This window comes from Catellatospora tritici, from assembly GCF_019083965.1.
GTDB lineage: Bacteria > Actinomycetota > Actinomycetes > Mycobacteriales > Micromonosporaceae > Catellatospora > Catellatospora tritici.
Genome location: NZ_JAHRCY010000046.1, coordinates 17,005 through 31,020, shown reverse-complemented (window position 1 = coordinate 31,020; position 14,016 = coordinate 17,005). Strand labels below are relative to the sequence as shown.

Genomic DNA, 14,016 nt, shown 5'->3' with positions numbered 1-14,016 from the left:
GACCGAGGTCGACGTCACCAACGCGTCGACGTCGCAGTACGCGGGGCTCACCCAGGCGTGCATGAACGTGCCGCGCTGCATCGGGATCACGGTGTGGGGCGTGCGCGACAGCGACTCGTGGCGCTCCGGCGAGAGCCCGCTGCTGTTCAACAGCAGCGGCGGCGCTAAGGCGGCGTACACCTCTGTCCTCAACGCCCTCAACTCCGCCAACCCGCAGCCGTCGTCCACGGCGTCGCCGTCACCCGCCCCGTCGTCCTCGCCGCCTCCTTCGGGTGGCGCCAGCCGGATCGTGGGTGCCCAGTCGGGTCGGTGCATCGACGTGCCCAACTCGTCGCAGAGCAACGGCACGCGGGTGCAGCTGTACGACTGCCATGGCCTGACCAACCAGCAGTGGACCTACACCGCCAGCAAGCAGCTGAAGGTCTACGGCTCCATGTGTCTGGACGCAGCCGGCTCCGGCAACGGTTCGGCGGTCCAGATCTACAGCTGCAACAACCAGAGCAACCAGCAGTGGAACGTCAACTCCAACGGCACCATCACCGGTGTGCAGTCGGGACGTTGTCTGGACGTCTGGAGCACCGCCAACGGCGCCCAGGTCCAGATCTACGACTGCAACGGCCAGGCCAACCAGCGCTTCAGCCTGAGCGCCATCTGACCGACGCCGCCCGTAGGCCGTCGACCCGGACCGGAGCAACCGGTCCGGGTCGACGGCACGAACCAGCGACTGCTACCGGCCACTGACGAAGGACCGACATGACCGATCCCGCCCCCGCCTCGGCGCGGTTGACCCTGGACCCGGCGTTTCGGGTCGCGCCGGTGTCGCGGCGCACCTTCGGTGCGTTCGTGGAGCATCTGGGCCGGTGCGTGTACACGGGCATCTTCGAACCCGGGCATCGCGGCGCCGACGCGGACGGGCTGCGTACCGACGTGATCGAGCTGGTCAGAGAACTCGGCGTCAGCACGGTGCGCTATCCGGGCGGCAACTTCGTCTCCGGCTACCGCTGGGAGGACGGCGTCGGACCGGTGCGGAACCGGCCGACCAGACTGGACCTGGCCTGGCACAGCACCGAGCCGAACACGTTCGGGCTGGACGAGTTCATCCGCTGGACCCGCAAGGCCGGGGTCGAACCGATGATGGCGGTCAACCTCGGCACGCGTGGCGTCCAGGAGGCGGTGGACCTGCTGGAGTACTGCAACCTCCCGTCCGGGACGCGGCTGTCGGACCTGCGGGTGACCAACGGCGCCGCCCAGCCGCACGGCATCCGGATGTGGTGCCTGGGCAACGAGATGGACGGTCCATGGCAGATCGGCCACAAGACCGCTGAGGAGTATGGGCGTCTGGCAGCGGAGACGGCGCGGGCCATGCGCATGATCGACCCCGAGCTGGAACTGGTGGCGTGCGGCAGCTCCGGGTCGGGCATGCCGACGTTCGGCCAGTGGGAAGCCACCGTGCTGGAGCATGCGTACGACCTCGTCGACTACGTGTCGTGCCATGCCTATTACCAGGAGCAGAACGGCGACCTGGCCGGCTTCCTGGCCAGTGCCGTCAACATGGAGAATTTCATCGATGACGTCGTGGCCACCGCCGACCACGTCAGAGCCAAGCGGCGCGCCGGCAAGCGCATCAACATCTCGTTCGACGAGTGGAACGTCTGGTACATGAACCAGCCTGCCTCACAAACCCCGCGGGGAGGGGACTGGCCGGTGGCGCCCCGGCTGTTGGAGGACCACTACAACCTCGCCGACGCGGTCGTGGTCGGCAGCCTGCTCATCACGCTGCTGCGCCACAGCGACCGCGTCACGGCGGCAAGCCTGGCCCAGCTCGTCAACGTGATCGCCCCGATCATGACAGAGCCCGGTGGGGGAGCTTGGCGGCAGACCACCTTCCACCCCTTCGCCCAGGCGTCTCGGTACGCCACCGGCGACGTGCTGCGCGTGGAGCCGACCTCGCCCACCTACCCGACAGCCGAGTACGGTGACGTGCCCACGCTGCACGCGGTCGCCACCCACGACGAGCACACAGCCGCCACGACAGTGTTCGCGGTGAACCGCTCGCTGGACACGCCGCTGTCGCTGTCGATGGACACCCGGGCGTTGGGCTCGGTACGGGTAGCCGAGGCGTACCAGCTCACGGCGCAGGACCCCTATGTGCGCAACACCGCCGACGAGCCCGACCGTGTGTTCCCACGAGCCAACTCGTCGGTATCGGGCGATCGCGACGGGGTGGCGGTCCTGCTCCCTCCGATGTCCTGGAACGTGATCCGATTGGAGCAGGCAACGTGAGCCTGACGTGAGCGTCGGACCGCGCCGTGTGGTTCACCCATCGGCGCGACGACCATCCAGGTCGGCCTCCCTGATGGCCCGGCGCCTGCGGGCATGCTCGCCGCCGTGGTTGACCCTCGGCGGCCACTGGCAGTAACTTGGCTGCCACTCCCGAAGGCCGGAAGCCGCAGCCGCGGATAGTCGCTGGGCGCCAGCCGAACGCTGCCCTGCCGCAAGCGGTCCGCGACGCCGCGTCGCAGGGGGCACGGTTAGAGGTGAGGCGGTTGGCGATCAGGGACCTGGACCACTCGGAACTGGTCGTCGCGGCGCGAAACGGCGACCGGCGGGCACGGGGCGACCTGATCTCGGCCTACCTTCCGCTGGTCTACAACATCGTCGGGCGCGCGCTCGACGGCCACGCCGACGTCGACGACGTCGTCCAGGAGACGCTGTTGCGCGTGGTGCGTGACCTACCCGCGCTGCGTGAGCCGGACAGCTTCCGATCCTGGCTGGTCGCGATAACGGTCCGCCAGATCAGTTCCCACCGCCACCGCCGCCGTCGCCGCGCTGCTGTCGACACCACGGTCGCCGGCATGGACCGGTTCTCAGACGTCGACGCCAGTTTCGAAGACACAGCCATCCTCCGCCTGCAGCTGGCCGACCAGCGCCGCCAGGTCACCGAGGCGAGCAACTGGCTGGACCCCGAGTACCGCCTGGTTCTGTCACTGTGGTGGCAGGAGCAGGTCGGGCTGCTGACCCGCGGTGAGGTGGCCGCGGCGATGGGACTGACGATCGCCCACGCCGGCGTGCGTCTGCAGCGCATGCGCGAACAGCTCGACACGGCCTGGGCGATCGAGGTGGCCCTGACCGGCCGGCCTCGCTGCCTCCAGTTGGATGCGGCCGCGGTCGGCTGGGATGGCGGTCAAACCTCGGTATGGCGCAAACGGCTGGGCCGCCATGTTCGCGGCTGCCCGGTGTGCGCGGCCGGCACCACCGATCGGGTGCCGCTCGAGCGTCTGCTGCTCAGCGTCGCGCCCCTGGCTGTTCCCGCCGCGCTCACCGCCGCACTCGCAGCCAAGGGCCTGCTGGCGGGCGCGGCCGGGTCGTCCGGTCAGGCACTTGTCGGTTCTGCGGTGGCGTCGGCCGGCGGCGTCCGCGCACCGCTGATCGGCAAGCTGGCAGCGGGCGTGTCGGCTCACCCGCTGCCGAGCCTGGCCGCGGGCCTGGCACTGGCGGTCGGCGCCACCGCGGTGTACGCGAACTGGCCACCGCCACCACAACCGTCGCCCGTCGTCGCAGGCCCGAGCCCCACTGCGGCGACCCCTGCCCCGTCGCCGCCCGTGGTGTCGCCGTCACCGCCGCCCTCGCCGACACCGGGCCCGGCCAGCCCGTCCGCACCGCGGCCAAGCCCCTCGGCCAGCGCGTCGCCCGCACCCACCCTGCCGCTGGGGACGTGGTCATTGGAGTCGGCAGGTGCTCGCGGCACCTACCTGACCTACGCCGGGAACTACGCGGCGCTCGGTGCCGTCGACGGCACCAGCAGCGAGCAGGCCCGCAGGCAGGCGACGTTCACGGTCGTCAGGGGGCTGGCGGACGCGAACTGCGTCACCTTCCGTGCCGCCGACGGTCGCTATCTGCGCCACTACGAGCTGAGGCTGCGGTTCAGCCCGGAGGACACCACCGCGCTGTTCCGGGAGGACGCCACATTCTGCCCCCGGCCCGGCAGGATCGCCGGCTCGATCGAGTTGCAGGCGCACAACTACCCCGCATTGGTCGTCCGCTTCCGCGACGGCGCTCTCTACATCGATGTGCCCGACGGCAGCGCCGAGTTCGCCGGGCAGAGTTCCTTTGTCAGACATCCCGCCTGGGCGAACTGAGCACCACACTCATATGTCATGGTCGTCACCGCGCAGTTTCCGTTATGACATCACCGGCTCGAAGCCTCCTGCTCACGAGGGCACTGTGACTCTCGCGTCCTAGCAGTTGGACCGGGCGCAGGAGCACAAGCGTGTCCGACGACCGTGGCCGCCCGGGCCCGGATGCCAAGGAGGCGCGATGAACGGACGTGAGGTCGGAGCCGGCTCTCGGCGGCGGCAGGTGGCTTCGGCCGCGGTGGCCGCCGACGCTCGCGGCGGGGCCGTGGGCGGGGCACGGCCATCCGGCCGGCAGCGGTTCATTCCCCATGCCCGGACCGGCCGACGCCGAGACCTCATCGGGGTCGTCGCGTTCGATGCGGTCAGGTACAGCACGACCGTGACGATGCGCGGCGTCGAACAGGCGGCCAGGAGCGCCGGCTACGGCACCTGCGTCGTCGAACTCGATCGACCGGACGACACAGGCGTGGCGGAGGCGATCGGGCGACTCGCCTGCCAGCCGGTGATCGGCACAGTGATCATCGCCCCGCTCACCCCGGCCGTGACAGCCAGCAGGCTGCACTCGGCGGTTCCCACCGTGGTCGTGGGCGTCGGTACGGTCGGGCAGGTCCCCGTCCCCACGGTGGACCACGCGCTCGGTGCGCGACTGGCCGTCGAACACCTGCTGGACCTCGGGCACGAGACGGTGTGGCACCTGTCGGGACCTCAGGACTGGCAGCAGGCACGACACCGCGCCGACGGATGGCGCGCCGCCCTGGTACGGGCCGGCCGACGCATACCGCCGATCATGCTGGGCAGCTGGGGCGCGGAGTCCGGCTACGAGGCGGGCCGGCTGCTGGCCGACCGCGCCGACGTGACCGCGGTGTTCTGCGCCAGTGACCAGCAGGCCATGGGCATGCTGCGCGCACTGTGCGAGCGACGGGTGCGCGTACCCGACGACGTCAGCGTCGTCGGGTACGACGGCGTTCCTGAAGGCGAATACCTGACCCCGTCGTTGACCACCGTCCGACAGGATTTCGACGGGCTCGGCCGGTCGTGTCTGCGGACGCTGTTGGCGACGATCGAGCAGCGCGAGCTGCCGGCGGCGACGGGGCAGCCGTGGACGGTGCCCACGCTGATCGTCCGTGCCAGCAGCGGGCCGCCTGGGGTCCGGTGACGACCGATGTCCGCCGTCATCGCGCGTGTCCGAGGCACTCGAGCCGTTGACCGACATGGATGTGACCGCTAACATTACGCTTACCCACCACATACCCGCTGTATCTTGCCGGTTGTGCAGCGTGGGCGACGGAGTCTCGTGTGACCGAGCACGTTGCTCGATCCGCCGACCCGGGCGGATGCGCCAGGCACTGACTCTCATCCCTGACCCGGAGGGACCCGCATGCATACCTTCCCCCACAGCCGTCGGGCGTTTCTGGCCGCTTTGGGCATCGGCGGTGCGGCCGCCGCCGGACTGCCGGCCGTCCTGCTCGCCGAGCCCGCGCAAGCCGCGATCCCCGGACCGACCTCCTACACCGCCACGTGGGCATCGGTGAACCAGCACCCGGCCGCGGCCGAATGGTTCCAGGACGCGAAGTTCGGCATCTACTACCACTGGGGAGTCTTCAGCGTCCCCGCCTACGCCAACGAGTGGTACCCGCGCAACATGTACTACGCGGGCTCCAACGAGAACAACCACCACAGGAGCGTCTACGGCGACCCGTCGGCGTGGCCGTACCACAACTTCATCAACGGAGCCAACGACCGAGCCGGCAACTTCGTCCAGTTCGCGCCGAAGCTCAAGTCGGCGGGCGGGAACTTCGACCCCAACGAGTGGGCGCAGCTGTTCGCCGACGCCGGCGCCAAGTTCGCCGGCCCGGTCGCCGAGCACCACGACGGCTTCTCCATGTGGAACAGCACCGTGAACGAATGGAACTCGGTGGGCAAGGGCCCCCGGCTCGACCTGCTGCGGCTGCACGCCGACGCGATCCGCGCCAAGGGCCTGAAACTGCTGGTGGCGATGCACCACGCGTACAACTTCACCGGGTTCTACGACCGTGTCCCGCAGCAGGCGACGACCAGCCTGCGCAAACTGTACGGCCAGCTCGACACCGCCACCCAGGAACAGCTCTGGTACGACAAACTGCGCGAGGTCGTGGACGGCTACCAGCCCGACATCCTGTGGCAGGACTTCAACCTGTCCCGCATCAGCGAAGCGCAGCGGCTCAAATTCCTGTCGTACTACTACAACCGCGCCGTCGCCTGGGACAGGGAGGTCGTGGCCACCTACAAGGACGGGTTCAACACCACCGGCGAGGTCGTCGACTACGAACGCGGCGGCCCTGCCGCCATCCAGACGCCGTACTGGCTCACCGACGACAGCATCTCCAGCTCGAGCTGGTGCTACACGGTCGGCATCGGCTACTACTCGCTCAACGCGATGCTGCACTCGCTGATCGACCGGGTGAGCAAGGGCGGCAACATGCTGCTCAACATCGCACCGATGGCGGACGGGACGATTCCCTCAGGGCAGCGAACCGTGCTGCTCGGCATGGGCGACTACCTCAAGCGCTTCGGGGAGTCGATCTATTCGACCCGCGCGTGGAGCCTGCACGGCGAGGGCCCGACGCAGATGGGCGGCGGTTCGTTCGTCACCCCCCGTCCTGGCACGAACACCGACATCCGGTTCACCCGCGACAAGGCGAACACCGTCCTCTACGCCACCGTCCTCGGCTGGCCGGGCGCCAGCCTCAACATCACCACCCTGGCCGCCGGGCGGATCAACCTCGGCACCCTGACCTCGGCGCAGCTGCTCGGCTCGACCGCCGGCTCGTACATCAACCTGCCCAGCCGTACCCAGGACGGCTCCGGCCTGCGCATCTCGATGCCGTCGTCGACGGCACCGTTCAGCGCGCCGGCCTACGTCGTGAAGCTGACCTTCTCCGGCCAGATCCCGACCCTGGGCGGTGCCGCGATCCCCACCGGTTGGGTCCGGCTCATGAACGTCACCAACGGCCTCGCCCTCGACGGCGGCGGCAGCGTGGCCTCCGGCTCGGTCGTCAAGGAGTGGACCTGGGACGGCAGTACCAACCTCCAGTGGCAGCTCGTCGATGTGGGCAGCGGGTACTACCGCATCGTCAACCGCACCAACGGCATGGCGGTGGACAGCTGGGGTAGCACGACCAACGGCGCCAACGCGCTGCAGGCGCCATGGAACGGCGGCGTGAATCAGCAGTGGCGACTCAACAGCATGGGCAACGGTCGGTATCAGCTGGTGAACCGCGGCACCGGAATGGCCCTCGACGGACGAGGCAGCATGCCCTCCGGCACCACGGTGGGCCTGTGGACACCCGACGCCAGCACCAACCTCCAGTGGACCATCACGGCGATCTGACCCACCACTCGGCACTGCTCCGACGAGCCGCGCGGGAACAGGCCTACCGCGGGCCGGCCTGCGGCTTCTGACGCCGGTCTGACAGCACGAACGGATGCGTACCACGTCACGCGTGGACCACGCATCCGTTCGCTTTACGCCAGATGATCATCTTACGCTATGATGTGCCGTCAGGGGAGACGCAATGGGCCAGCAGCCGGCCGCGCGTGCCGCAGTCATGCACGACGTCGCCCGCCTCGCGGGCGTGTCGCACCAGACCGTGTCCCGGGTCCTCAACAACCACCCGAGCGTGCGCGAGGAGACCCGCGAGCGGGTTCTGCGCGTGGTGGCGCAGCTCAACTACCGGCCCAACGCGCTGGCCCGGGGGCTGGCCGGGCGGCGCTCGCGCGTCATCGGCGTGGTCAGCTTCGACACCATCCTGTATGGCCCCGCCGCGACCCTGCTCGGCGTCGAGCGGGCGGCGCGGCGGGCCGGATACGGCATCAGCATCGTCGCCCTCGAACAACTCGACCGCGCCGGCGTCGCCGAAGCGGTGAACCGACTCACCGAGCAGTCCGTCGCCGGGGTCGTCATCATCGCGCCCCTGATCCCGGCCGCCGCCGCCGCACATAGTCTCCCGACCGGTGTGCCCGCAGTGGTCGTGGAGTCCGATCTGGCAGGCGACCTGCCGAGCATCTCCGTCGACCAGGTTGCCGGCGCCAGGCTGGCCGTCCAGCACCTGCTCGACCTCGGCCACGAGACCGTGTGGCACCTGACCGGACCCCGCGACTGGCTGGAGGCCCGCGACCGCGTCGATGGCTGGCGCCAGGCACTCGAAGACGCCGGACGCCGGGTGCCTGCCGCGATCCCGGGTGACTGGAGCCCGAACTCCGGGTACGAGGCGGGCAAGCACATCGCCGCGCGCCCGGATGTCACCGCTGTCTTCTGCGCCAACGACCAACAGGCCCTCGGCATGCTGCGGGCACTGCACGAGCGCGGCATCCGTGTCCCCGAGGACGTCAGCGTCATCGGCTTCGACGACATCCCCGAAGCCGCATACCTGTCCCCACCCTTGACGACCATCCGACAGGACTTCGACGAGGTCGGACGGCGATGCCTGGCCGCGTTGCTGGACATGCTCGATGCCCGAGAGCCGGCGTTGCCGCCGCGTCATCCGCGCGTGCCGCCGACCCTTGTCGTGCGAACCAGCAGCGGCCCTCCGCCGTCTGCGCGAGGTCGGTGAGGGTCGCCAGGCGTGACACGACATCGGTGGGCCGGGTCGCCCCGGCCCACCGATGTCGGCGTGCGACTTCTGTTCGCTGTCGCGCGATCCGCCGGGCTACGGCGTCGTCAGGCTGAACTGGCTGACGCCCACTGTTCCGCCCAGCGACTGGCTCGCGTAGTTGAAGATGGCGAACCGGTAGCCCATGAAGAAGTACCACTCGTTGTTGAGGGTCAGCGCGTTTCCGAGCGGTGTGAACGTCGTGCCGTTGGTGCTGTAGGAGAACGTCGCCTGGCGGCTCGCCGAACCGGGCCGGATGTCGGCGGTGGCCCGCAGCCAGATGCGGCCGCCCGACACCGTGGCGCCGGCCTGCTCGGATCCGGTACTGGAGGTGGCCCAGTTGTTGTTGCGGTCCATGGACAGCCCGTTGGTCATCACGACCCGGGTGGTGCCGTTGTCGCGTTTGACGCCGATCCAGGCCGAGGAGTTGCGTAGCACGGCCAACCCGGCACGGTCGCCGTCCTTCATCGTGGAGTAGTCGAGCTCGATCGTGGCGGTGGAGGTCGGTCCCTGGATGCGGTGGGTCAGTGTGTTGCGGGCCGCGTACAGGTCACCGGTGACGGTCGCGGTCTGCAGGCGCAGGCCGTTGTTGACCGACCACTTGGTGCTGTCCGGGTTGTGGTTCCACTCCCACTGCGGGCCCAGCGTGGTGCCGGTGAACGTGTCGGTGCCGGTCATCGGCTTGACCGCGCGGGGAGGTGCGGGCAGGTTGGGGCGCGGGTATGCGGCGCCCCAGGAGTTGTTCACCAACTGGAGCTGCGGCCAACCGTCGGCGGTCCACGTGACCGGCGCCAGCACCGGGATGCGGCCGCCGGGGTAGGAGTCGACGAAGGCCATGTAGTACCAGTCGCCGTTCTGCGTCTGCACGAGCCCGCCCTGGTGCGGCACCCCGCCACCGGAGACCGGGCCGGAAAGGTTCAGCAGCACCTGCTGCATCGTGTACGGGCCGAACGGGCTGGTCGACCGGAGGATGTACTGACCGTTGGCGGGTCGGGTGACGAAGATGTAGTAGTAGCCGTTGCGCTTGTAGAACCGGGACCCCTCCAGCGTGCCGACACTGGACGGCGTCGTGAAGACCTGCTGGCTTCGGACCTGGCTGAGTCCGTCGGCCGACAGCTGCGCGACGCTGATGGTGGTGTTGCCGTAGGCGACGTACATGGTGTCGTTGTCGTCGACGAGCAGACCGGCGTCGTAATAGCAGTTGTTGATCGTGGACCGCTTCGACCAGGTCCCGTCCACGGCGGTCGAGGTGTACACGTACGTCTGGTTGAAGTCGATGCAACCCAGCCAGTAGAACGTGCTGTTGCTTGGCCGGTAGTTGAACGCCGAGGCCCAGATTCCGTCGACGTAGCCTTGACCGCTGCCGTTGAGGTTGTACTTCGCACCGAAATCGAGCGAAGGAACGGAGTGACCGGCGTACTCCCAGTTCACCAGGTCGTACGAGCGCAGGATGGGGGCGCCGGGCGAGTAGTGCATGGTGGACGCGGAGTAGTAGTAGGTGTTGCCGACCCGGATGATGTCCAGGTCGGCGAAGTCCTGCCAGATGACAGGGTTGCTGTAGGGCGAGTTGTTCGACGGCGAGGTGGTGGGGGTGGGGCTGGTGCCGCCGAGTTTGACGAGTTGCCACTGCTGGTTGTTGCCACCCCAGTCGTCGTACTGGACGATGTTGGCGTTGTCGGTGGTGGCGGCGTTCTGGACTTCGAGGGCCTTGCTGCTGGTGCGATTGATGAATCGGACGTAGCCGCCCGTGGAGTCGGCCAGGCGCCATTGCTGGTTGGTGCCGTTGAGGTCGGTCCACTGGACGATGGCGGTGCCGTTGGCGGTCGAGAAGTTGTAGTCGTCGAGGACCTTGCCGGAATGCCGGGACTTGAGGCGGTAGTAGCCGCCACCGGAGTCGACGAACTGCCACTGCTGGTTGTTGCCGTCGTTGCGGGTCCACTGCGTGATGCGGGCGCCGTCGGCGGTGGAGGAGTTGTAGAGGTCGAGGGCCTTGCCGCTGTTGCGATTGATCAGGACGTACCAGGCGTTGGTGTCGACGGTCGCGGCCTGTGCGCCGTTGGTGGTGACGGCGACCAGTCCGGATGTGGCCAGTGCGGTGACGACGAGGGTGATCATCGCGGTGCGCCAGGCTCGTCTGCGTGGACTGGGTTTCGGGACGGTGCTGATGCCGGCCAAGGGATGCTCCTTCGCGGGAAGGCCAGGCCAGACCTGGCCTGAGCGGTGTCATACGAAGCGGTAGACACGCCGCCACGAGCCTCGGTCGTGCCGACGCTGGGGGGCGTAGCGGTGGCCGGCACGCGGGCTCACGTACCGGCCACCGCTGGGCCGGTGGCAGAGCAGGTCGGCGACTGCCCCGCTGACCTGCGTTCGGCGGCCGCGGTTGGCGACCGCCTGTCCGCGCCGACACCTGCCACCGTGGTGACGGCACGAACGACGAACGGCCGGTGGGCCGGTTACAGGAAGCGCCAGAGCCGGTCGTTCGAGCCGGCGTCGTCGGCGGTCACGATCTGTGCGCCCTGACTGGTCGATCCGCCGCTGACGGCCAGGACCTTGCCGCCGTTGGCGCACTGGATACGGAAGCAGCCGTTGCCGCCATGACGCAGCCGCCAGCGGTGGTCGGCGGTGCCGTTATCGGTCCATTGCAGGACCCGCGCGCCGCCGGCGGTCGAGGCGTTCTCCACGCCTAGGACCTTGCTGCTGTTGGCGTTGCGCAGCCGCAGGTAGCCGCCGGTGTCCACGACCGCGGTCCAGAGGTGGTCGGCGGTGCCGCTGTCACCCCATTGGATGACCAGGCCGCCGTCGGCGGTCGACATGTTCTGCACCCCCAACACCAGGCCGCTGGCGACGTTCTGGATGCGCCGCGCTCCGTCGGGGATGAACCGCCACAGGTTGTCGGCGCTGGCGTTGTCCGGGTCCTGGACGGCCTGGGCGCCCTGCGCGGTCGAGCCGCTGAGGATCGCCAGCAGCTTGCCGCTGTTGGCGTTGCGGATCTTGTGGGTGCCGTCACCCACGTCGACCACGGTCCACCGGTGGTCGGCGGTGCCGTTGTCGGCCCACTGCAGCACCCGGGCGTTGTCGGCGGTGGACATGTTCTCCACGCCCAGCACCCTGCCGCTGTTGACGTTGCGCAGCCGCAGCGCCGTGCCGTCGACGACCAGCTCCCAGTTGTGGTCGGCCGTGCCGGTGTCGGCCCACTGCAGCGCCAGGCCGCCGTCGGCGGTCGACATGTTCTGCACCCCGAGCACCAAGCCACTGGCCGCGTTGGCCAGCCGGAACGAGGCGGCGCCGGTGCCGCCGCCCTGCCCGGTGGCGCTCCAGTACACGGTGTAGTTGAAGCCCTGGGCGTCGTGGAACGGGCCCAGGTTCACCGTGGCGCCGTTGGCCGTGGCGGTGAACGCCAGTGCGGTAGTGCTGGTGCGGGTCACCGAGCCGGGGGTGAGGCTGGGCAGCGCGGACAGGGTCGTGCTGCCGTAGTTGCCCGCCAGCACGACCGGGCCGTACGTCACCGCCGAGACGTTGGCGTTGTCGTTGGCGGCGCGCAGGACCACCTGCATGGGCAGGGTGATCGTGACGGTGTCGCCCGAGGTCCAGGACCGGGTGAGCACGGCGTAGCTGCCCGGGGTGGCGGCGACGGTCTGCGCGACACCGTTGACCTTGATGGTGGCGCCGCTGGTCCAGGCGGGGATGCGGATGCGCATGCTCCAGCTCCCGGCGACGCTGCCGGTCACGGTCAGGGTCGTGGTGTCGCTGACCGGGTACGTCGTGGTCTGGGTGACCGTGATGCCCCGCTGGCTCCACGTCAGCACCGACGGCGTGAACAGGTTCACCGTCAGCGTGGTGCCGTTGTAGAAGTAGATCGAGTCCATCAGCTTGGTGTTGGTCTCGATGCCGGTGCCCTGGCAGCACCAGAAGGTGCCGTAGTCGGTGCTCCAGGTGCCGCCGCCCCACGCCGGGCCAACACCGCGGCGGCCGCCGGGGTTGAGTGGGGTGAAGTAGGTGACGTGCCCGTGGCTGTCGGCCGGGTTCTGCTGCCCGAGCAGGTGGTTGAGCAGTGCCCGCTCGTAGAAGTCGAAGTAGGCGGCCTGGTCGGGGTTGGTCAGCCACAGTTCGCGGGTGAGTTTGAGCATGTTGTACGTGTTGCAGGCCTCGCACGCGTCGTTGTTGAGGTACCCGGCGATGGCGTTCGGCGCGCGGAAGTGCTCGGCCTGGCTGTTGCCGCCGATCACGTAGGTGTGCGCGTTGACGGTGATGTTCCACGCGTTGACGGCGATGTCCCGGTAGCGCGTGGTGCCGGTCGCCTTGTACTCGCGGGCGGCGCCGATCCACTTGGGCACCTGCGTGTTGGCGTGCAGGCCGTTGAGCTGGTCGGAGTTGGACGCCAGCGGGTTGAAGACCGCGGCGTGGTCGAACCGCTGCGCCGCGGTCAGCCACCGACTGTCGCCGGTCTGCTGGTAGAGGTCGGTCAGCACCGCGTTCATGCCGCCGAACTCGGTGCCCAGCACCGACTGCATCTGCGTGGCCGACAGGCGCCCGGTGCGGGTGTCGACCCAGCCCGCCAACGCCAGCAGCACGTCGCGGGCCTGGGTGCTGCCCAGGTAGCGCCACACGTCCAGCAGCCCGGCCAGGGTCTTGTGTACGGCGTAGTACGGCACGTTGCCGTTGCTCAGCGTGCCCGCCTCCAGGTTGGCGAAGTCGGACTCGGGAAAGCCTGCCAGGTAGCCGGTGCCGAACCCGGCCGCGCTGTTGTTGGCCTGGCAGGCGGCCATGGCCGCGACCATCTGGTTGGCCTTGTCGCGGCAGGTGGTGTCGCCGAGCACGGCCCAGGCCTGCGCCCAGGCGGTGAGGAAGTGCCCCTGGCTGTGGCTGCGGAACGGGAAGGTCGGGGCCTCCCAGCCGCCGGTCGCGGCAGCGCCGTTGGTGGACAGGCGATGGTTGGCGCGAAAGACGTACAAGAGCCGGTCGACGTCGACGAACCGCAGGTAGGCCAGGGTCCGGTTCTGGTTGTCCAGCCATCGGCTACTGGTCAGCCGGACCTGGCTCAGGTCGAACGGGTACGCCGAGACGCCAAGGTCGGCACGCGCGGGCGGCAGCGCCGCGGCCGCCGCCTCGGTGGCGACGACGGCGGGCAGGGCGGCGGCCGCTGCCGCCACTCCGGCGGCCTGTATCAACCGGCGCCTGTTGATGGGCGATGACATGGGCTCTCCACGGGTAGGCAGGTGGAACAGGGCGGGTCCGCTGCCGCGCCGAGA

At 69.2% G+C, this 14,016-nt stretch carries 8 protein-coding genes; 6 read left to right on the top strand and 2 right to left on the bottom strand.

Annotated features, from left to right (window positions below; genetic code table 11):
• From KUA19_RS42165 to KUA19_RS42140, 6 genes are all read left to right on the top strand, one after another.
• The coding region (locus tag KUA19_RS42165; RefSeq protein WP_217405656.1) for an RICIN domain-containing protein at nucleotides 1-655 on the top strand (655 nt) is incomplete at its 5' end.
• A 98-nt stretch (nucleotides 656-753) separates the two neighbouring features.
• A complete protein-coding gene (gene arfA / locus KUA19_RS42160; protein ID WP_217405654.1) occupies nucleotides 754-2,283 on the top strand; it encodes an arabinosylfuranosidase ArfA in 1,530 nt (509 codons plus the stop codon).
• Nucleotides 2,284-2,546: 263 nt separating this feature from the next.
• On the top strand, nucleotides 2,547-4,139 hold the full coding sequence (locus tag KUA19_RS42155) for a sigma-70 family RNA polymerase sigma factor (RefSeq protein ID WP_254550970.1): 1,593 nt from the start codon (nucleotides 2,547-2,549) through the stop codon (nucleotides 4,137-4,139).
• 178 nt (nucleotides 4,140-4,317) lie between these two features.
• Nucleotides 4,318-5,292, top strand: a complete 975-nt coding sequence (locus KUA19_RS42150) for a substrate-binding domain-containing protein (protein WP_217405652.1) — start codon at nucleotides 4,318-4,320, stop codon at nucleotides 5,290-5,292.
• A gap of 222 nt (nucleotides 5,293-5,514) precedes the next feature.
• On the top strand, nucleotides 5,515-7,506 hold the full coding sequence (locus tag KUA19_RS42145; protein ID WP_217405650.1) for an alpha-L-fucosidase: 1,992 nt from the start codon (nucleotides 5,515-5,517) through the stop codon (nucleotides 7,504-7,506).
• A gap of 184 nt (nucleotides 7,507-7,690) precedes the next feature.
• A complete protein-coding gene (locus KUA19_RS42140; RefSeq protein ID WP_217405648.1) occupies nucleotides 7,691-8,728 on the top strand; it encodes a LacI family DNA-binding transcriptional regulator in 1,038 nt (345 codons plus the stop codon).
• Between the two features lie 96 nt (nucleotides 8,729-8,824).
• Here the strand turns inward: KUA19_RS42140 and KUA19_RS42135 are convergent, their stop codons facing one another.
• Entirely contained in the window at nucleotides 8,825-10,942 is a 2,118-nt protein-coding gene (locus tag KUA19_RS42135; protein WP_372452055.1) for a family 43 glycosylhydrolase, read from the bottom strand.
• A gap of 278 nt (nucleotides 10,943-11,220) precedes the next feature.
• Entirely contained in the window at nucleotides 11,221-13,962 is a 2,742-nt protein-coding gene (locus KUA19_RS42130; protein ID WP_217405646.1) for a beta-L-arabinofuranosidase domain-containing protein, read from the bottom strand.
• Between the last annotated feature and the right edge of the window lie 54 nt (nucleotides 13,963-14,016).

Excerpts from the sequence above, each read along its gene's own strand:
- KUA19_RS42130 (WP_217405646.1), bottom strand. The coding sequence starts at position 13,962 with ATGTCATCGCCCATCAACAGGCGCCGGTTGATACAGGCCGCCGGAGTG.
- KUA19_RS42150 (WP_217405652.1), top strand. The coding sequence starts at position 4,318 with ATGAACGGACGTGAGGTCGGAGCCGGCTCTCGGCGGCGGCAGGTGGCT.
- KUA19_RS42145 (WP_217405650.1), top strand. The coding sequence starts at position 5,515 with ATGCATACCTTCCCCCACAGCCGTCGGGCGTTTCTGGCCGCTTTGGGC.
- KUA19_RS42140 (WP_217405648.1), top strand. The coding sequence starts at position 7,691 with ATGGGCCAGCAGCCGGCCGCGCGTGCCGCAGTCATGCACGACGTCGCC.
- arfA (WP_217405654.1), top strand. The coding sequence starts at position 754 with ATGACCGATCCCGCCCCCGCCTCGGCGCGGTTGACCCTGGACCCGGCG.